The sequence below is a fragment of the Streptomyces sp. NPDC058464 genome (assembly GCF_042721035.1).
In the GTDB taxonomy this organism is placed as follows: domain Bacteria; phylum Actinomycetota; class Actinomycetes; order Streptomycetales; family Streptomycetaceae; genus Streptomyces.
Map to the genome: position 1 here is coordinate 1 of NZ_JBHXMA010000053.1, position 18,239 is coordinate 18,239.

The 18,239-nt window shown below is 73.5% G+C and carries 16 protein-coding genes; 9 read left to right on the plus strand and 7 right to left on the minus strand.

Translation table 11 applies throughout. The features are described from left to right. Positions 1-234: 234 nt before the first annotated feature. Positions 235-636, minus strand: coding sequence for a tautomerase family protein (locus ACFWPQ_RS44280; protein WP_384048585.1), 402 nt, complete (start codon positions 634-636; stop codon positions 235-237). A 72-nt stretch (positions 637-708) separates the two neighbouring features. Between ACFWPQ_RS44280 and ACFWPQ_RS44285 the strand changes: the two genes are divergently transcribed. The 4 genes from ACFWPQ_RS44285 to ACFWPQ_RS44300 all read left to right on the plus strand — a co-directional run bounded on the left by ACFWPQ_RS44285 (position 709) and on the right by ACFWPQ_RS44300 (position 5,751). After that, the gene (locus tag ACFWPQ_RS44285) at positions 709-1,713 is read left to right on the plus strand and encodes a zinc-binding dehydrogenase (protein ID WP_384048588.1); all 1,005 of its coding nucleotides are present in this window, start codon (positions 709-711) and stop codon (positions 1,711-1,713) included. Positions 1,714-1,950: 237 nt separating this feature from the next. Then, positions 1,951-3,534, plus strand: a complete 1,584-nt coding sequence (mdlC, locus tag ACFWPQ_RS44290; RefSeq protein ID WP_384048591.1) for a benzoylformate decarboxylase — start codon at positions 1,951-1,953, stop codon at positions 3,532-3,534. 72 nt (positions 3,535-3,606) lie between these two features. Further along, a complete protein-coding gene (locus ACFWPQ_RS44295) occupies positions 3,607-4,356 on the plus strand; it encodes an SDR family NAD(P)-dependent oxidoreductase (protein ID WP_384048594.1) in 750 nt (249 codons plus the stop codon). Positions 4,357-4,458: 102 nt separating this feature from the next. After that, complete coding sequence (locus ACFWPQ_RS44300; RefSeq protein WP_384048597.1) at positions 4,459-5,751, plus strand: cytochrome P450; 1,293 nt, start codon at positions 4,459-4,461, stop codon at positions 5,749-5,751. A gap of 20 nt (positions 5,752-5,771) precedes the next feature. Here the strand turns inward: ACFWPQ_RS44300 and ACFWPQ_RS44305 are convergent, their stop codons facing one another. Next, positions 5,772-6,767 (minus strand): Lrp/AsnC family transcriptional regulator, encoded by a 996-nt coding sequence (locus tag ACFWPQ_RS44305; protein ID WP_384048600.1) that lies wholly within the window; start codon positions 6,765-6,767, stop codon positions 5,772-5,774. 193 nt (positions 6,768-6,960) lie between these two features. On the opposite strand from ACFWPQ_RS44305, the gene ACFWPQ_RS44310 reads away from it, so the two are divergent. Continuing rightward, positions 6,961-8,559, plus strand: a complete 1,599-nt coding sequence (locus ACFWPQ_RS44310; protein ID WP_384048604.1) for an MFS transporter — start codon at positions 6,961-6,963, stop codon at positions 8,557-8,559. A gap of 67 nt (positions 8,560-8,626) precedes the next feature. Here ACFWPQ_RS44310 and ACFWPQ_RS44315 read toward each other — a convergent pair whose 3' ends face one another. From ACFWPQ_RS44315 to ACFWPQ_RS44325, 3 genes are all read right to left on the minus strand, one after another. After that, positions 8,627-9,958 (minus strand): enolase C-terminal domain-like protein, encoded by a 1,332-nt coding sequence (locus tag ACFWPQ_RS44315; protein ID WP_384048607.1) that lies wholly within the window; start codon positions 9,956-9,958, stop codon positions 8,627-8,629. Positions 9,959-10,021: 63 nt separating this feature from the next. Next, entirely contained in the window at positions 10,022-10,696 is a 675-nt protein-coding gene (locus ACFWPQ_RS44320; protein WP_384048610.1) for a response regulator, read from the minus strand. Beyond that, on the minus strand, positions 10,693-11,922 hold the full coding sequence (locus tag ACFWPQ_RS44325; RefSeq protein ID WP_384048612.1) for a sensor histidine kinase: 1,230 nt from the start codon (positions 11,920-11,922) through the stop codon (positions 10,693-10,695). Before ACFWPQ_RS44325 ends, ACFWPQ_RS44320 begins: the two co-directional genes overlap by 4 nt. Before the next feature lie 173 nt (positions 11,923-12,095). Here ACFWPQ_RS44325 and ACFWPQ_RS44330 point away from each other — a divergent pair, with 173 nt between their 5' ends. From ACFWPQ_RS44330 to ACFWPQ_RS44345, 4 genes are all read left to right on the plus strand, one after another. Next, positions 12,096-12,788: an ABC transporter ATP-binding protein gene (locus tag ACFWPQ_RS44330; protein WP_384048615.1), complete on the plus strand. Its 693-nt coding sequence runs from the start codon at positions 12,096-12,098 to the stop codon at positions 12,786-12,788. Next, positions 12,785-15,127, plus strand: coding sequence for an FtsX-like permease family protein (locus ACFWPQ_RS44335; RefSeq protein ID WP_384048618.1), 2,343 nt, complete (start codon positions 12,785-12,787; stop codon positions 15,125-15,127). Before ACFWPQ_RS44330 ends, ACFWPQ_RS44335 begins: the two co-directional genes overlap by 4 nt. A gap of 80 nt (positions 15,128-15,207) precedes the next feature. Continuing rightward, positions 15,208-15,576 (plus strand): DUF779 domain-containing protein, encoded by a 369-nt coding sequence (locus tag ACFWPQ_RS44340; RefSeq protein WP_350789064.1) that lies wholly within the window; start codon positions 15,208-15,210, stop codon positions 15,574-15,576. 144 nt (positions 15,577-15,720) lie between these two features. Continuing rightward, positions 15,721-16,893, plus strand: a complete 1,173-nt coding sequence (locus ACFWPQ_RS44345) for a phosphodiester glycosidase family protein (protein ID WP_384048621.1) — start codon at positions 15,721-15,723, stop codon at positions 16,891-16,893. 9 nt (positions 16,894-16,902) lie between these two features. Here the strand turns inward: ACFWPQ_RS44345 and ACFWPQ_RS44350 are convergent, their stop codons facing one another. Further along, entirely contained in the window at positions 16,903-17,097 is a 195-nt protein-coding gene (locus ACFWPQ_RS44350) for a hypothetical protein (RefSeq protein WP_089105410.1), read from the minus strand. 102 nt (positions 17,098-17,199) lie between these two features. After that, on the minus strand, positions 17,200-18,063 hold the full coding sequence (locus tag ACFWPQ_RS44355; RefSeq protein ID WP_384048624.1) for a phosphatidylinositol-specific phospholipase C/glycerophosphodiester phosphodiesterase family protein: 864 nt from the start codon (positions 18,061-18,063) through the stop codon (positions 17,200-17,202). Positions 18,064-18,239: the final 176 nt, after the last annotated feature.

Consider the following 18,239-nt stretch of genomic DNA (forward strand, 5'->3'; position numbering starts at 1 on the left):
GAACCCCACCCCCAACATCGCCCGCCACCCGCACCCCCACACGGACACGCCGGTGGGGCCGGGGGCCGTGGGCACGCGCCGGGCACACGGTCCTGACCCGAGGGACGGGCCACGGCCCGCGCACGGCAAGGGTCTCGGAGGGCCGCTCCGGCCCCAGGGCGCCGACCAGGGATCCAGGGTGTCGGCCCGGGGTGCGGAGCGTCGGCCCCGGGCACCCGGTGCGGCCGGCAGGGCTCACTCGCCCCGCCGGGCCAGCCACTCCTTCTCCTCGCCCGGTTCGGGCAGGACCAGGCCGCCTTCCACGGCGGAGCGGGCGGGGCCGTCCTGGAGCACGACCATGACGTGGCTCTCCGGTACTCCCGTGACGCGGGCGGCGGCCGAGGACAGCTCCAGCGCCAGCCGCGTCGCCTCCTCCTGGGGGTGTCCGCGCCGGACCCAGCCGGAGACGATCAGCGGGGCTCCGGGCTCTCCTCCGGCGAAGACGCTGTCCGGTGGCGGCTCGGAGAAGATCACGTTGACGTAGGCCGGCGGCACATGGTTGATCGCCACATGGATCCGGGTGATCTCGGAGGCCAGCGCGGCCTTCGACGCACCGGTCAGCGTTCCTTGTGCCGCGGTGCAGGTGTAGACGGGCATTTCGGCTCCTCATCGGGCGGGGGCGGAATCGGAATCGCTCACGGCGACGACGGAAGGGCGGCGAGGGCCGTGATGGAAGCGGTGGTCCTGGGTACGGACCGGAAGATCGTGCTGGAGTCGAGGCCCGAGCCGGGACTCCGGCCCGATCAGGTGATCGTGGAGGTCGACCTGTGCGGCATCTGCGGCAGTGACCTGCACGCGCCGCACCTGCCGCAGGTCTACCGCGGCGGCTTCGTCATGGGCCACGAACCCTCGGGCCGTATCACCCGCGTGGGCGATGAGGTCGAGGACTGGAAGGTGGGCCAGCGGGTCGCCGTCAACCCGAACGGCAACGTGTGCGGCCACTGCGCGTACTGCCTCTCGGGGCGGCCCAACTTCTGCCGACAGGCGACCATGGAGACCGCGCTCGGGCTGCAGACGGACGGCGCCCTCGCCCCCTGGATGGCGGTCTTCCCGGGCACCCTGCGGGCACTGCCCGCGTCGATGGGGCGCCTGGCGGCCGCCTGGGTCGAGCCGACGGCCACCGCGCTGCGGGCCGCGGTCCTCGCCGGTGACTTCGCGGGCGCCACCGTGGCGGTGTTCGGCGGCGGCCCGATCGGCCAGCTGGCCTGCCGGATCTCCGTCCGCCGGGGCGCGGGCCGGGTCGTCCTGGTGGAGCCGGCCCCGGAGCGCCGCCGCTTCGGCCCGGCCTCCGGCGCCGAGCTGACCCTGAGCCCGGCCGAGTCGGGCGCCGGACTCCCCGACTCCACGGTGGACGTGGTGTTCGAGTGCTCGGGCAACGCGGCGGCCCGGGCGGAGGCCCTGCGGCTGCTGGCCCCCGGCGGGGTGCTGGTCAACGTGGGGGCGGGGCCCGGCGGCGGCTTCGACCCCGATGTCGTCCTGCTCAAGGAGATCACCATCCGTGGGTCGTTCGTGTACGGCTCCGAGTTCGACGACGCCGTCGGCCTGCTCGCCCGCGGCGACATCCGCGTCGACGACCTCACCACGGAGATCGTCCCGGTCGGCGAGGCCCTGCGGGCGATCGACACCCTGCGCTCCGCCGAGGTCATGAAGGTGTTGGTCGCACCCAACGGCTGACACCACACTCCGACGGCCCGGGGTGTTCCGGCTTCGGTCATCCGACCGACGCCGGAACCGAGGTGTGCCGTCAGCCGGCCGTCCCCGGCCCGGACCCGTCGTTTCAGCAGGCCCTTCAGTCATCGGACGGAAGGCGTGGCGGCCGAGGTCGGGTCAGGATGGGACGGTTCATCCCGATATCGGGCCCGGCACGACAGCTGGCAGGCCGCCATGACCGCACAAGCCACCGTCCGAAGCGTGACCTACGATCTGCTGCGTTCCCTCGGACTCACCACCGTCTTCGGCAATCCGGGGTCCACCGAACAGCCGTTCCTGCAGGAGTTCCCGGCGGACTTCACCTACGTACTCGCCCTGCAGGAGGCCTCCGTCATCGCGATGGCGGACACCTTCGCCCAGGTCACAGGGCGACCCGCGCTGGTCAACGTGCACTCCTCGGCCGGGCTGGGCAACGCCGTCGGCAACCTGGTCGCCGCCTATCACGGCAACACCCCGCTGATCGTCACCTCCGGCCAGCAGCACCGGGAACTGCTGATCGGCGAGCCCTACCTGGGCAACCGGGAGGCCACCACGCTGCCCAAGCCGTGGGTGAAGTGGTCGTACGAACCCGCACGCGCCGAGGACGTGCCCGAGGCGTTCCTGCGGGCCTACGCGATGGCCCTGCAGCCGCCCGCCGGTCCCGTCTACCTGTCCGTGCCGATGGACGACTGGAAGCGGCCGCTGTCCGGCTTCACCCGTATGCGGACCTTCAGCGACCGGGTGGTGCCCGACCCGGACCGGCTGCGCGCGTTCGCCGACCGCATCTCGGCCAGCAGCCGTCCGGCGCTGGTCTTCGGGCCCGAGGTCGACAAGGCCGGCGGCTGGGACGTGGCCGTCGCGCTCGCGGAGAGGCTGCGCGCGGCCGTCTACGGCTCCCCGCTCCTCGACCGCGCCTCCTTCCCCGAGGACCACCCGCTCTTCCGCGGGCCACTCGGCATGTCGGTCAAGACCATCAGCGACCGTCTGGAGGGGCACGACCTGGTGGTCGTGATCGGCGCGGAGGTCTTCCGCTACTACCCCTACGTCCCGGGCCCCTACCTGCCCGACGGCACCGAGCTCCTCCAGATCACCGGCAACCCCGACGTGGCCGCCGCCGCCCGCGTGGGCGACAGCCTGCTGGGCGACCCCAAGACGGCGATCGAGCTGCTCCTTGCCACCGTCGAGGACGGATCGGCCCGGACCGCCCCGCAGCCGATGGAGCGCCCCCGGGTGCTGCCGGAGGCGCCGAACAGCCCGCTGACCCCGCCGGAGGTGTACGCCGCCCTGAGCAGCGTCAAGCCGGCCGACGCGGTCATCGTCAACGAGTCGACGTCCACGATGGCCCAGCAGATCGAGTGGCTGCCCACCACCCGGACCGGCTCCTTCTTCGCCACCGCGAGCGGCGGCATCGGATGGGGCGCGCCGGCCGCCGTCGGGGTGGCCCTGGCCGACCGGGAACGGGGTGTGCCCCGGCCGGTCGTCGGGCTGATCGGCGACGGCTCCTTCCAGTACTCCGTGCAGTCCGTCTGGACGGCGGCGCAACACCGGCTGCCGATCGTCTACGTCGTGATGCGCAACCAGGAGTACTCGATCCTCAAGTCGTTCGCGGTCCTGGAGGAGACGCCGGGCGTGCCCGGCCTCGACCTGCCCGGCCTGGACATCGCCGGGGTGGCCCGCGGTTTCGGCTGCCGTGCGGTCGACGTCGACACGACCGAGGACCTGCAGCGCGAGTTCAAGGCGGCCCTGACCGCGGACACGACGACCGTCATCGTGGTGGCCACCCAGCCGCAGAAGGCCATGCTGTGACGGGCGCACGGGACTAGCGCGGGAATCGGGGAGCCTCGGGAACCGGGGAGCCTCGGGAACTGGGGAGCAGAGATGGATCTCGGACTGAAGGACCGCGTCTACATCGTCACCGGCGGCACCCGTGGTCTGGGCCTGGCCGCCGCCCGCGAACTGACCTCGGGCGGCGCCAGGGTGGTGGTCAGCGGGCGCAGCACGCACTCGCCGGCCGCGGCCGAGGCGGAGCTGGGCGGCCCCGGGCAGGCCGTCGGGGTGGTCGCGGACAACGCCGACGCCGGGACGCCGGACCGGCTGATCGCTGCGGCGCACCAGGCGTTCGCAAGGCTGGACGGTGTGCTGATCAGCGTCGGCGGCCCGCCGACGGGCACCACCGACAGCATCGACGACGACCAGTGGCGGGCCTCCTTCGAATCGGGCTTCCTGGGCGCGGTACGGCTGTCGCGGGCCGTCGCCGCGCGGCTCGGCGAGGGCGGGGTGATCGGTTTCGTCCTGTCGACCTCGGTGTACGAGCCGATCCCCGGCCTCGTCGTCTCCAACGCCCTGCGGCCGGCGCTGGCCGGCTACGCGAAGACCCTCGCCGGGGAGGTGGGCCCGCGGGGCATCCGGGTGGTCGGGCTGGTGCCGGCCCACATCGGGACCGACCGGACGCTCGAACTCCAGTCGATCACCGGCGACGCCGGCACCACCGCCGCCGGCATCCCGCTGCGCCGCCTCGGCACTCCGGAGGAGTTCGGCCGCACCGCCGCGTTCCTGATGTCGCCGGCCGCGGCCTACGTCACGGGCGCGATGGTGACGGTCGACGGCGGAACACGGGCCAGTTTCTAGCATCCACTGCCTCCGAACTCTCCTTGACAGTCCCCCACTTGACCGTAATGCTTGCCGATAATATTTGCCGAAGAAAGCAACATTCTCAAGCGGGAGACCTCGATGACCACACAGACCCCGGGCGGCGAGGGCGCCGCGCTGCGGACCGTACTGGAGGGGTCCGCGTTCCGGGCGGACCCGCACGCGGTACTGCGGCCGCTGACGGAGTCGGGGGTCGCACACCGCTGTGAACCGGCCGGTGCACCGCGGCAGTTGCTGGTCACGGGATACGAGGCGGCACGCCGGGTGCTCACCGATCCGCGGGTGTCCAAGCGCAGCGAACGCGCGGGCCTGGAGCCCGGCTGGCTGATGAGCGGGGTCCGCGACGAGGTCGGGGTCGACTACATGCTGACCATGGACCCGCCCGACCACACCCGGCTGCGCAAGGTGGTGGCACGCGCCTTCACCCCGCAGCGGGTGGAGGCGCTGCGGCCGCGGACCCGGGAGATCGCGTCCCGGCTGGCGGACGACGTCCTGGCCGCGGAGACACCGGACCTGGTCGACGGCTTCGCCGCCCGCGTGCCCATCTCGGTGATCTGCGAACTGCTCGGTGTGCCGCTGGGCGACTGGGACCGGTTCCGCTGGGCCTCGGAGCAGATCGTGGCCCCGGTCGCCGGTTCGGACCGGGAGGAGGCCTACGTATGGATGAGCGGGTATCTGGCGGAGCTGATCGCCGGCAAGCGGGCCGAGCCCGGACCGGACCTGCTGAGCGCGCTGGCCGGTGACACCGGCGAGGACCGGCTCACCGACCCGGAGCTGGTCGGCATGGCCTTCCTGCTGCTGATCGCCGGGTACGAGACGACCGCGAACCTCATCGGCGCCGTGCTCCTCGGCCTCGCCCGGCAGCCTGACCTCCTCAAGGCGCTCCGCGCCGACCCGGGGCTGATCCCCGCGGCGGTCGAGGAGTTCCTCCGGATCGACGGGCCGGTGGTGACGGCGACCGAGCGTTTCGCCACCGAGGACCTGCTGGTGGGCGAGGTGCCGGTGCGGCGCGGCGACATGCTGCTGGTGTCCCTGGCGGCGGCCAACCGGGACCCGGCCCGGTTCGAGGACCCGGACACCTTCCGCCCGGACCGTCCGGCCGGCGGCCATCTCGCCTTCGGCCACGGCGTCCACCACTGCCTGGGCGCCCCGCTGGCCCGGATGGAGGCCGAGGTCGCGGTCGCCGCGTTCGTACGGCGGGTGGCGGGCCTGAGCCTGACCGTGGCCGAGGCGGACCTGGAGTGGGCGCCGGGCCTGCTGATGCACGGGGTACGGCGACTGCCTGTGTCGCTCGTGGCCGCCGAGAAGGACTCGGGCCATTCCGGGGGCACCGGGGATTCCTGGGGCACCGGGGACACCCGGGATTCCGTCTAGAAGGACACCGGGGATGCCGTCTAAAGGGACACCGCAGGCACCAGCCGGCCCCGGGAGATGAGGGATGCCGCCTTCTTGAGGGGGCGGGCCCGCATGCTGACGCTGTAGCCGTCGATGCCCGAGGTCGCGGCCACGCGCGTGGTCAGGTAGCGGTAGAAGTCGTCGGGGTCCCGGGCGACGACGCTGACCAGCAGGTTGTACTCACCGGTGACGGCCCCGGCGAACGGGACCTCCTCGTGGCGGGCGAACTCCTCGCCGACCCGCTCCAGATGGGCGGGGGCCACGCGCAGCCAGACGGTGGCGTTGAGGGGGTACCCCAGGTGCTCCGGCAGCAGTTCGACCTCGTACTCCAGGGTGCCGGAGCCCTCCAGCGCCTCCAGCCGACGGGCCACCCGGGCCGACGACCAGCCGGTGCGCTCGGCGAGGCGGGTGTGGGTGGTACGGCCGTCCTCGGCGAGGGCGTCGAGCAGCGGGGCGTCCTCCTCCGCGGGAGGCGGCGGGGGCACGGCGGCGGGCGGTGGCCGTTCCGCCGTGAGCAGCCGTACCTGCTCGGCGTCGAGACTGTGGCCGTAGCCGGTCCACTCGGCGGTGCCGGGGGCGCCGTACTCGTGCAGGAGCAGGTCGACGCTGACGTCCAGGACCGAGGCGGACTTCGGCAGCTGCCGGAACAGGGCGTCGTCGCGCTCGGTGTCGAGCGGCGAGCGGATCACGCAGAAGATCTCCGAACCGCCCGAGGCCAGATGGGCGTAGGAGATGTCGGGGCGCCGGGCCAGGGCGTCGGCGAGCGGGGCGACGCGGTCGGGGCGGCAGCGGACCCGGGCCACCCACTGCGCGGAGCCGTACACCCGGGGGTTGACGAGTCCCAGCACGCGCAACGTGCCGCTGCGGCGCAGCGCCTGGTAGCGGCGGGCCGCGGTCTGCTCGGAGACACCGGCCACCTCGCCGATCCGGCGGAAGGGCAGCCGGGGCGCGCACTGCAGGGCGCGGAGGATCTTTCTGTCCACGATGTCGAGCATGGCGGAAGTCTGTCACGGAGGCGCGGGGTGAATGGAGGTTTCTGCAGCCGCAGGGCCCCTTGGTTGGTGGTTGCGGGGGTGCAGACCGGATGCTGTGGCGGCGGGTTTCCCCTCGGACACCCGTACGACACAGGTCGCCGGACCCGCCGGTGGCCCTCGACCGCGGTGCGGTGCGCCGCGAAGGAGTATCTCCGTGAACGTCACGACACCGGCGAGCGGGCCGGTCGAGCGACGGGCGGCCACCATCGTGATGGCCTGCCTGGGCGTCTTCGTCGCCTATCTTCCGGTCACCACCGTCGCCGTGAGCCTGCCCGCCCTGCAGGCCGCGCTCAATGCCTCGACCGCCCAACTGTCGTGGGTGCAGGACGCGTTCGTGCTGCCGATGGCCGCCTTCATCCTGACCGCCGGCGTCTTCGGGGACGTCCACGGGCGCAAGAAGGTCTTCCTGGCGGGCCTGCTGTTCTCGGCGGCGGGCGCGGTCACCGCCCTGTGCGCGCACTCGATCGAGGTCGTCTGGGCCGGACAGGCCCTGGCCGGCGTCGGCGCGGCCGCGCTGCTGCCGACCACGCTCGCGCTGATCAGCCACGCCGTGCCGGACCACCGGGAGCGCGGCAAGTTCATCGGTATCTGGGCCACCTGCCTGATGGCGGCCCTGGCCGTCGGTCCGCTGATCGCCGGGGTGATCGTCCAGCACTTCTCCTGGCGCTGGGTCTATCTGCCGAGCGTTCCCGTCGCGCTGCTGGCCGTCGCCGTCGCGGCCCTGCGGCTGCCCGACTCACGGGCGCCGCACGGGCGCCGCCTGGACTGGCCCGGCCAGCTCACCGCCACGCTCGCGGTCACGGCGCTGGTGTACGGCGTGATCGAGGGCGGGGCGGGCTCGTTCACCGACGTCAAGGTGATGGTGGCGCTGTTCACGGCCGTGGTCGCCGGCGCCGGGTTCGTGCTGGCGGAGCGGCGCAGCGACAGCCCGATGCTGGACCTGAGCCTGTTCCGCAGCCCCGCCTTCACCGCCACCACGCTGGTCGCGATGACCAGCTTCCTGGCGCTCATCGGGTTCTTCTTCGTGCTCAGCCTCTACTTCGGCATGGTGCAGCGGCTCGACACCATGGACGCCGCCTGGCGGCTGCTGACGGTCACCGGGGCGGCCCTGCTGGTCGGCGGGCCGGCCGGGCGGCTGATGCACCGGATATCGGCGCGGGTGATGATCACCGGCGGTCTGCTGCTGGTTGCCGCCGCCCAGTTCGCGCTGACCGGTCTGGCGGCCGACACCTCGTTCGGCTCGGCGGCCTGGCGGCTCGCCCTGCTGGGCCTCGGCATCGGCTTCGTCATGACGCCGATGACCGCGACCGCGGTGGCCGCCGTGCCGTACCACCTGGCCGGCATGGCCGCCGCGGGCAACAACGCCTTCCGGCAGGTCGGCGGCGCCCTCGGCCCGGCCGTCCTGGGCGCGCTGCTCACCACCCGGGCCCTCGACGCGCTGCCGGGTCACCTCACCGACGCGGGGATCACCGGCGCGGCGCAGGACCGGATCGTCACGACCGCGCAGTCGGAGGGTCTCGGCGCGGTCGCCGGGCTGGACCTGGGCGCGCGGACCGGGCAGACGATGGGTGCGCTCGGCGACTCCTTCCTGGACGGCATGCGCCTGTGCCTGATCACGGCGGGCAGCCTGACGCTGCTGGCCGCCCTGGTCTCGGTCGTCCTGCTGCGTACGCCCCGGCAGCAGGGAACGCTCAGGGCGGCGGGACACACCACGGCCCCGGCCGAGCAGGCCCCGGCGGCGCGGGGCGCCTGACGGCGGGACAGCCGGGGACCGCGGGGACGGTTCTACCGGCGCTGACGGCGCTGACGGCGCTGACGGCTCACCGCACCAGGCAGGGCCGTTTGGCGTCGAAGGTCCAGTCCTCCACCAGGTAGCGCATCCCGGCCGCGTCGTCCCGGCCCGCGCCGAGGTTCTGCTCCTCGTGGAGGGCGTGGGCCGCGAGCAGCCGGTCCATGTCGAGCCGGACGCCGAGGCCGGGGGCGTCGGTGACGGCGACCTCCCCGCCGGTGATCGTCGGCGGTTCCTCGGTGAGGCGCTCCTGTCCCTCCTGCCAGATCCAGTGCGTGTCCAGGGCGTTGTAGTCGCCGGGGGCCGCGGCACCGCAGTGGGCCATCATGGCCAGTGAGATGTCGAAGTGGTTGTTGGAGTGGCAGCCCCAGGTCAGCCCCGTCTCGTGGCAGAGCTGGGCCACCCGGACCGACCCGCGCATGGTCCAGAAGTGCGGGTCCGCGAGGGGGATCGACACCGACTGCAGGGCGAGGGCGTGGGTGAGCTGCCGCCAGTCGGTGGCGATCATGTTGGTCGCGGTGGGCAACCCGGTGGCCCGGCGGAACTCGGCGAGGATCTCGCGCCCGGAGTAGCCGCCCTCGGCACCGCAGGGGTCCTCGGCGTAGGCGAGCGTGCCGAGCAGCGGACGGCACAGCTCGACGGCCTCGCGCAGGGACCAGGCGCCGTTGGGGTCGAGGGTGATGCGGGCCTCGGGGAAGCGCTGCTTGAGCGCCTGTACGGCCTTGACCTCCTCGGCGCCGGCCAGGACTCCGCCCTTGAGCTTGAAGTCGCGGAAGCCGTAGCGGTCGTAGGCCGCCTCGGCCTGCCGGACGATGGACTCCGGGGTGAGGGCCTCCTCACGGCGGATCCGGTACCACTCCACGTCGGCGTCGGGTTCGCGGAGGTAGTCCAGGTCGGTGCGGTCGGGGTCGCCCACGTAGAAGAGGTAGCCGAGGACGCGTACCGAGTCGCGCTGCTTGCCGTCGCCGAGCAGGGCGGCGACCGGCACCTCCAGGTGCTGGCCGAGCAGGTCGAGCAGGGCGGACTCGACGGCGGTGACGGCGTGCACGGTGGTGCGCAGGTCGAAGGTCTGCTCCCCGCGGCCGCCGGCGTCCCGCCCCGCGAACCGCTCCCCCATGACCCGCAGCACCCGCTGGTGGTCGCCCAGCCGGGAGCCGACGACCAGCGGCTCGGCATCCCGCAGGGTCCGGGTGATCGCCTCCCCGCCGGGCACCTCGCCGAGCCCGGTCCGGCCCTCGGAGTCCTCGACGACCACGATGTTGCGGGTGAAGTACGGGGCGTGCGCACCGGAGAGGTTGAGCAGCATGGAGTCCCGGCCGGCCACCGGATACACGGAGAAACGAGTGACGAAGGGCTGTCTCATACAGAGACAGTATCTACATATGAAGACGCGCACCAGGGACGTGGGCCCGCCGGACAGAGCCCCTCAGCGGCCGCCCGGGGTGACCAGTCCCGTCTCGTAGGCGACGACCACCGCCTGGGCGCGGTCGCGCAGGGAGAGTTTGCCGAGGACGCGGGAGACGTGGGTCTTGACGGTGGCCTCGGAGAGGTGGAGGCGGGCTGCCAGGCCGGCGTTGGACAGGCCCTCGGCCAGCAGGCGCAGGACGTCGAGTTCCCGGGGGGTGAGGTGGGCGAGGTCGCGGTGCAGGGCGGCGCCGTCGGTACCGGCCCGGGCGAACCGTTCGACGAGGCGGCGGGTGATGGCGGGTGCCAGCAGCGCGTCGCCGGACCGGACCGTGCGGACGGCGGCCGTCAGGTGCTCGGGCGTGACGTCCTTGAGCAGAAAGCCGCTGGCTCCGGCGGACAGCGCCGCGTACACGTACCGGTCGAGGTCGAAGGTGGTCAGCATGAGGATGCGCGGCGGGTCGGGGGTGGCGAGGATCCGGCGGGTCGCCTCCAGGCCGTCCAGCTCGGGCATCCGGATGTCCATCAGGACGACGTCCGGCCGGGTGCGCCGTACCGCGTCCACGGCCTCGTGGCCGTCGGTGGCCTCGGCGACGACCTCGATGCCGTCGGCCGCGAGGATCAGCCGGAAGCCGGTGCGCACCAGTGCCTGGTCGTCCGCGACGACGACCCGCGGCGGGTTCGCCGGCGAACTCACGCGCGCTCCAGGGGTATCCGGGCCCGAACCCGGTAACCGCCCAGCGGACGCGGTCCGTTGCTCAGGGTGCCGCCGTGCACGGCGAGCCGCTCGCGCAGCCCGATCAGTCCGCGTCCGTTGCCCGTCGCGGCGGCCGGTCCGGGGGTGCCGCCGGAGTCGGCGACCTCGACGCGCAGTTCGTCCTCGCCGTAGTCCACGCGCACGACGGCCCGCGAACCGGACGCGTGCTTCAGGGCGTTGGTCAGCGCTTCCTGGACCACACGGTAGGCGGCCAGCTCGACCCCGCCGGGCAGCGGCCGGACCGTTCCGGAGACGGACAGCTCGACGGGGGTGCCGGTGCCCCGGGTCCGGTCGACCAGCGGGCCGAGCCGCTCCAGACCGGGCTGCGGCTCCAGTTCCGTCTCCTCGGGGTCGTCCATCGTGAGCAGCCCCATCACCTGCCGCAGCTCCCCCATCGCCGTACGGCCGCCCGCCTCCACCGCGAGCAGCGCCTCGCGTGCCTGCTCGGGCGAACTGTCCATGATCTTACGGGCGGCGCCGGCCTGGATGACCATCACGCTGACGTTGTGCGTCACGACGTCGTGCAACTCCCGGGCGATCCGGGCCCGTTCGTGCTCGACGGCACTGCGCAGCGCCTCGGCCTGGCGCCGTTCCACCTCCGCAAGCCGCATCCGGCTCTCGGCCGCCCGGATCTTCCACGTGCGCAGTCCGAGGGTGGCCACGACCAGCGGGGCGGCGATGAAGAGGGGCACGTACTGGGTGGGGACGGTGGGTTCGGCGCCGAAGGGGGTGTGCGGGACCGACCGCCCGATCGTGAAGGTCAGCAGCACGGCCAGCGCGAGCGTGCTCGTGGCCGCCACCCGGTGGGGGCTGTACGCGGCCGCGCTGTAGGCGGCGATGACACAGGCGTAGAAGGTGAGCCGGGTGACGTCGTCGGGGGTGAGCACGTTCGCCGCCAGCACGATCCAGAGCACCGCCAGCGGGTAGCGGCGGCGCCAGGCGAGCGGCACGGAGGAGAGGAACGCCAGGCAGACCAGGCCCGCCATGCGGTGCCGCCCGGTCGGCCCGTCCGGGTCCACCGCGTACTGGATCTCGGACACGAGGATCAGCAGGGCGAGGCCGGCGTCGAAGAGCCGGCCTCGCGCGGTGAGCTCGGGCGCGGGACCGCCCGGCCCGGCGAGCGCGCGCAGTCGTGCCAGCGGGCCGGACGCCCGTCTCGTCGTCATCGCCTCATTCTGGGCGGCCTTCGCCCGCCGGGCATCCCTCTTCCGACTACATCTCCAGGATGACCTCGCGCCCCGTACTCCCGACACGGTACGGCGATTACCCCCGGCGGCCGTCGTGCCCGCCCCGGCCCGTTCCCTAGCGTCGGCGGCCACCGAGGGACGGAGGCCCACCGATGACGGCACCGCTGATCGAACTGCGGGACGTGACCCGGCGTTACGACGCCGGACCGCCCGCGCTGCTGGACGTGACCCTGACCGTGGCACCCGGGGAGGCCGTCGCCGTGCTGGGGCCTTCCGGCAGCGGCAAGTCGACGCTGCTCAACCTGATCGCGGGCCTGGACCGGCCGGACGAGGGCACGGTCACCGTGGACGGCGTGCGGGTGGACGGGCTGGGCGAGGCGGGCGCGGCCCGCTACCGGCGGGCGAGCGTCGGGATGGTGTTCCAGTTCTTCAACCTGCTGGACGACCTGACCGTCGCCGACAACGTGGCGCTGGCCGCCCGACTCGCCGGAACGGGACGGCGGGAGGCCGCCCGCCGGGCCGGGGAGCTGCTCGAGTCGCTGGGCATCGCGGCCCAGGCGACCGCCTACCCCGGCCGGCTCTCCGGCGGTCAACGCCAACGCGTCGCGGTGGCCCGGGCGTTGATGAACCGGCCCGCGCTGCTGCTGGCCGACGAACCGACGGGAGCCCTGGACTCCGCGTCCGGTGCCGACGTCGCCCGTCTCCTGCGGGAACTGAACGCCGACGGCCAGACCCTCGTCCTGGTCACCCACGACCAGGACCTGGCCAAGGCCTGCACCCGGCGCACGATCCGGCTGGCCGACGGCCGGATCACCGCCGACGTCGCGGCGGAGACGGTCCGATGAGCGGCCTCGGCCGGGTCGTCCGGTCGGGCATGACCCGGCGCCGTACGCAGACCCTGGTCATCGCCCTTGCCGCGCTGCTGGCGGTGACGGCGTCGGTGCTGGCCGGTGCGCTGCTGATGGCCTCGCGGGCTCCCTTCGACCGGGCGTTCGGGCGCCAGCACGGCGCTCAGCTCACCGCGCAGTTCGACGCGCGCCTGGCCACACCGGCCCGGATCGCCGCCTCCGCCCGGTCCTCCGGGGTGACGGCGTCGTCCGGCCCGTTCCCGACGGCGACCGCCGCACCGGACCACTCGGGCGCGTTGTCGGTCGTCGGCCGCGCGGACCCCGGCGGGGCGGTGGACCGGGTCACGCTGACCGCGGGCCGCTGGGCCCGGCGGACCGGCGAGATCGTGCTCGCGACGGACCCGGACGCGCCGCCCGTGCGCCTCGGGGAGGCGCTGGAGTTCCCCGGAGTGCCCGGCGACCCGACGCTCAGGGTGGTCGGCACGGCCCGCTCGGTGAGCCGTACCGCCGACGCCTGGGTGGTGCCCGCCCAGATCTCGGCCCTCACCGGGTCCGGCCGCCCCGACGGCTATCAGATGCTGTACCGCTTCGCCCACGCGGCCACCGACGCCCAGGTCGCCCGGGACCGCGCGGCGGTGGCGGCGGCCGTACCGAAGGGCGCGCTCACCGACGCCCGGTCCTGGCTCTCCGTCAGGCTGTTCGCGACCCGCGAGACCGCCCTGTACGTGCCGTTCCTGGTCGCCTTCGGGGTGCTGGGCCTGGCCATGTCGGCGCTGGTCGTCGGGAACGTGGTCGCCGGTGCGGTGGGCACCGGGCTGCGGCGGATCGGCGTCCTGAAGGCGGTCGGCTGCACTCCGGCACAGGTCGTCCGCGCCTACGTCGCGCAGGCGCTGCTCCCGGCCGCGACCGGCGCCGGGCTCGGTGTGGTCGTCGGGCAGTTGCTCGCGGCGCCGCTGCTGGCGGACACCGCGGCCGTGTACGGCTCGGTCGGGCTCGGGGTCTCCGCCGGCGTCGATCTGGCCGTCGTGGGCGGGGTACTGGGCGTGGTGTCCGGCACGGCGTGGCTGAGCGCCTGGCGGGCCGGGCGACTGCGCACGGTCGACGCGCTGGCCGTGGGCCGGACCCCGGCGGCGGGCCGGGGCCGTACGGCGGCCCGGCTGGCGGCCCGGCTGCCGGTGCCGCGGCCGGTGGGCCTCGGCCTGGCCCGGCCCTTCCACCGGCCCGCCCGCGCCGCCTCGATGGTCGCGGCGGTCGTCTTCGGCACGGCGGCGGTCACCTTCGCCACCGGGATGGCCGCATCGCTGGGAGAGGTGGTGGCCGCCAAGAACCACAACGCGGCGGACGTGACCGTGGGCGCCGGTCGCACGGCCGGCCCGGTACCCGTAGGGCCGGACGCGCCACGGGTCACGGCCGCACAGGCCGCCGCCGTCGAGGCCGCGATCGCCGCTCAGCCCGGCACCCGCGACCAGTACGGCAGCGTCAGGACCGAGGCCAAGGTCGCCGGGGTGACGGACGGCGTGCCGGTGGTCGCCTACGACGGCGACGCCTCCTGGGGCGGGTTCGTGATGGTGTCCGGGCGCTGGGTCCGGGCGGCCGGTGAGGCGGTGGTGGCGACCCCGTTCCTGACCGCGAGCGGAGCCGAGGTGGGCGACACCGTCACCTTCACCGTGAACGGCTCGCCGGTGCGGATCCGGATCGTCGGCGAGGTCTTCGACATCGGAGAGCAGGGCCTGCGGGTGTTCACGGACCTCGCGACGCTCCGGACCGCCGCCCCGGACCTGCACCCGGCCGACCACGCCGTACGGCTCACCCCGGGCACCGACGCCGACGCCTACGTGAAACACCTGAACGCGGCCCTGAAGCCGCTCGGCGTCTCGGCCACCGACACCAAGTCGGTCAACGGCAGCGACGGCGCGGTCGCCCTCGACACGCTGGCGGCGGCGCTCACCCTGATCCTGATGACGGTGGCCGGACTCGGGGTGCTGGGCGGGGTCGTCCTCGACACCCATGAGCGCATCCGCGACCTGGGCATCCACAAGGCGCTCGGGATGACGCCCCGGCAGACGGTGACGCTGGTGATCGCCTCGGTCGTCCTGCCGGGGCTGGCGGGTGGGGCGCTCGGCGTCCCGCTGGGTCTCGCCGTGCACCGCGTCGTCATGCCCGCCATGGGCGACAGCGCCGGACTGCGCCTGCCCGACGTGGTCCTCGACGTCTACCGGACGTCCGGCCTGCTCCTCCTCGCCCTGAGCGGCACGGCGATCGCGGTCCTCGGCGCGCTGCTCCCGGCGGGCTGGGCGGCCCGGGTCCGGACGGCGACGGCACTGCGCACCGAGTAGATCAACGCCCGGTTCTGGACGCGCCGGTGACACAGCGGTGAGACTGAGGGGTCCGCCGCCCCGGCCCCAGGAGGGTGACCATGGCCGACACGACAGCGACGCCGCCGCGCGTCGAACTCACCCCGCAGGCCGCCGAACTGGTGCGCCGGCTGCACGCCGAGCACGGCCCGCTGATGTTCCACCAGTCCGGCGGCTGCTGCGACGGCAGTGCGCCCATGTGCTACCCGGACGGCGAGTTCCGCACCGGCGGCTCGGACGTACTGCTGGCCGAGCTGGCGGTGGACGGTGTCGAGCAGCCGGTCACCTTCTGGATGTCCCGCAGCCAGTACGAGGTGTGGAGCCACACCCGGCTGATCGTGGACGTGGTACCCGGACGGGGGAGCGGCTTCTCCCTGGAGGCACCCGAGGGGGTGCGTTTCCTCACCCGTTCTCGCGTAGTCGACGCCTAGCAGCCCTGCCGGTCACTCTCGTCTGCTGCACTTCCCCGGAGTCCTGAGGAACTTGACGAGACATCAGGGGGTGCGGTGACGCATCGTCGGAGACGACTTGCAGCGACGACCCGAACTCTGTGCACGCTTCTCACCACGTCCGGCATGCTGGCCGGTGCGGCCCTCGCGGGGGCGGCACCGGCCGGCGCCGTGTCGGGCGCCGGACGCATCGCGTCCGGCGTCACCTACCGGCAGTTCGACCTCCCGGCGGCCAAGGGCACGGTCCACGCCCATCTGCTGACCGTCGACCTGACCGACCCGCACGTCCACGTGGACCTGCTCTCCCCGGGCGCCGTGGCCGCACGGTCGCCGGTGTCCGCGATGGCGGACGCGGCGGGCGCGGTCGCGGGCGTGAACGGCGACTTCTTCAACATCACCGAGGCCCAGCACCCCGGCGTCGAGGCGACCGGCGCGAGCGTCGGACCGGCGATCGCACACGGCAGGGTGCTCAAGGCGGCGGTGCCGACGGCCCAGCGGTTCGGCCCGTCGCTGCCGCCCGGCACCGACACCACCGACGTCTTCGGCGTCGGCGTGGACCGCCGGGCCCGGCTCGACCGGCTGACGCTCGCCGGCACGGTCCGCACCCCCGACGCCACCCTCACCCTGCGCGGCCTCAACCAGTACGCGCTGGCACAGGGGTCCGTCGGGGCCTACACCGCCGCCTGGGGCGCGGCCTCCCGCAAGCGCGCCACCTGCGGCTCGGACACCGACCGGGCCGCCGGGTGCAGCACGGACACCTACGAGGTGAAGATCCGCGCCGGCAAGGTCGTCGCCACGTCCGCCACCCCGGGCAGCGGCGCGATCGCCCCGGGGACGACCGTCCTGGTGGGCCGGGAGGCGGGCGCGGACAAGCTGCGCGCCCTCACCAAGGGCGAACGGGTCACGGTGCGCGAGCGCATGATGGCGTCCGCCACCTGGATCCGGTACCGCTTCGCGGTCGGCGGCTACCCCGTGCTGCGCGACGGCCGACCGCTGGCCGGGCTGAACGACACCACCTCGGCCGTACGCACGGCCGTCGGCCACGCGAACGGCGGACGGAGGCTCCTGCTGCTGGCACTGGACGGCGCGGCGGCCTACCGCAGCGGCATGACCATCGCCGAAGTCGCCGACGAGATGCGGCAGTTGGGAGCGGACGACGCGTTCAGCCTGGACGGCGGCGGCTCCACGACGATGGTGGCCCGCACCCCGGGGGCGAAGACGGTGAGCGTGCTCAACCACCCGACCGACACCCCGGAACGCGCCGTGGCGAACGGGATCGGGGTCTTCTGGAAACCCTGACCGGGTGGCTCAGGGTTTCAGACTGCTGACCAGATCGGCGGTCGCGGTGAGCCCGCTGGTGATGGTCGGCGCCATGCTGGTGCTGGCCAGGAAGAACCCGAACAGCATGCAGACCAGGGCGTGTGAGATCTTCAGCGCGCCCTGGCGCATGAAGATCACGGCCAGCAACAGGAGCAGCAGCACCACAGAGATGGAAACGGCCATCGCGAACCTCCTCCGCCACGCCCGTTTCGGGGCGTTCGGCCGCAAGTGTGGCGTAGCGGAGGGGTGGCCCGTGCCGTTGACACGGCCCCCGTTCGAGTGGTCTTAGGACGCCGCGTGGGCGTCCAGGAAGGCCTCCAGGCCGGCCAGGTCGTCGGTGTTGAAGTAGTCGACACCGGCGGCCAACAGCTCCCCCCACAGCGCGTCGCGGGCGGGCCCGGCCACGTCGGGGGTGTTCCAGAAGCGCACCGTCTGACCGTGCGCGTGCGCCTGGCCGATGATGCCGAGCAGCTTCTGCCGCTCGGCGTCGGGGAACGCGCCCTCGCCGAGCCAGGTGAAGTTGAGCTGCCAGTTGTCGCTGATCAGCGGAACGAAGGAGGCGGGCGCCGAGGTGCCGAGGTCGGTCAGCCGGCCGTCGTAGAAGGCCCGGCGCACGGTCTGCGCCTCCATGGGCGTACGGGCGGCGCGGTCACCGGAGATCACGTTGGTGACCGCGCCGGGGATCACCCGGCCGTGGGCGTACGTCGTGAACAGGTGCGGGTAGCGCCGCAGATGCCGGTCGAGCTCCAGGTACGTCGAGGAGCCCTCGGTCTTGATGTCGATGAGCAGCTGCAGCGGCCTGCGCCAACCGCGGTACACCGAACCGTGGTCGGCCTTGACGATCGCCGCCAGCGGGTCGAGGTAGAGGGATTCGAGGGTGCGGCTCGGGTCGAGGTCGTCCACGGTGTGACCGATGAGGAGCTGGTCGCCGACGAGGAAGATGTCGGCCTCGACGCTGCCGAAGCGGTGGTCGAGGGCGTCGTAGAGGGGGCGGGTGTGCTCGTAGTCGTTGTGCGCGTGGGCACGCCACAGCGGCCGCCGGCCGCGGTGACCACCGCCCGCCCACGCCTGCGCGCCGGGCAACGCGACGCCGCCGACGAGGGCGGCACCGAGGGTGGTGAGGGCTCTGCGGCGGGTGGTGAGGGCCATGCTCTGCCTCCCTTGTAGGGCCATGAGGGACCGAAGGGAGTATGCGTGCGAACAGAGCCCAATTGGTGTATCTGCGCAGGGAGTTGGCTGGACTGCCACCCCTGGTTCACTTCATTCGAGCCGCAACGGCAGCGCCCCGGAAGGGGCGCGGGTCTGTATCGCATTTGCGGCTCCGC

What these genes read in the sequence shown, in the direction of transcription:
- ACFWPQ_RS44280 (WP_384048585.1), bottom strand. Translation starts at nt 636, where the DNA reads ATGCCCGTCTACACCTGCACCGCGGCACAAGGAACGCTGACCGGTGCG.
- ACFWPQ_RS44285 (WP_384048588.1), top strand. Translation starts at nt 709, where the DNA reads ATGGAAGCGGTGGTCCTGGGTACGGACCGGAAGATCGTGCTGGAGTCG.
- ACFWPQ_RS44295 (WP_384048594.1), top strand. Translation starts at nt 3,607, where the DNA reads ATGGATCTCGGACTGAAGGACCGCGTCTACATCGTCACCGGCGGCACC.
- ACFWPQ_RS44300 (WP_384048597.1), top strand. Translation starts at nt 4,459, where the DNA reads ATGACCACACAGACCCCGGGCGGCGAGGGCGCCGCGCTGCGGACCGTA.
- ACFWPQ_RS44305 (WP_384048600.1), bottom strand. Translation starts at nt 6,767, where the DNA reads ATGCTCGACATCGTGGACAGAAAGATCCTCCGCGCCCTGCAGTGCGCG.
- ACFWPQ_RS44315 (WP_384048607.1), bottom strand. Translation starts at nt 9,958, where the DNA reads ATGAGACAGCCCTTCGTCACTCGTTTCTCCGTGTATCCGGTGGCCGGC.
- ACFWPQ_RS44325 (WP_384048612.1), bottom strand. Translation starts at nt 11,922, where the DNA reads ATGACGACGAGACGGGCGTCCGGCCCGCTGGCACGACTGCGCGCGCTC.
- ACFWPQ_RS44330 (WP_384048615.1), top strand. Translation starts at nt 12,096, where the DNA reads ATGACGGCACCGCTGATCGAACTGCGGGACGTGACCCGGCGTTACGAC.
- ACFWPQ_RS44335 (WP_384048618.1), top strand. Translation starts at nt 12,785, where the DNA reads ATGAGCGGCCTCGGCCGGGTCGTCCGGTCGGGCATGACCCGGCGCCGT.
- ACFWPQ_RS44340 (WP_350789064.1), top strand. Translation starts at nt 15,208, where the DNA reads ATGGCCGACACGACAGCGACGCCGCCGCGCGTCGAACTCACCCCGCAG.
- ACFWPQ_RS44345 (WP_384048621.1), top strand. Translation starts at nt 15,721, where the DNA reads ATGCTGGCCGGTGCGGCCCTCGCGGGGGCGGCACCGGCCGGCGCCGTG.
- ACFWPQ_RS44350 (WP_089105410.1), bottom strand. Translation starts at nt 17,097, where the DNA reads ATGGCCGTTTCCATCTCTGTGGTGCTGCTGCTCCTGTTGCTGGCCGTG.
- ACFWPQ_RS44355 (WP_384048624.1), bottom strand. Translation starts at nt 18,063, where the DNA reads ATGGCCCTCACCACCCGCCGCAGAGCCCTCACCACCCTCGGTGCCGCC.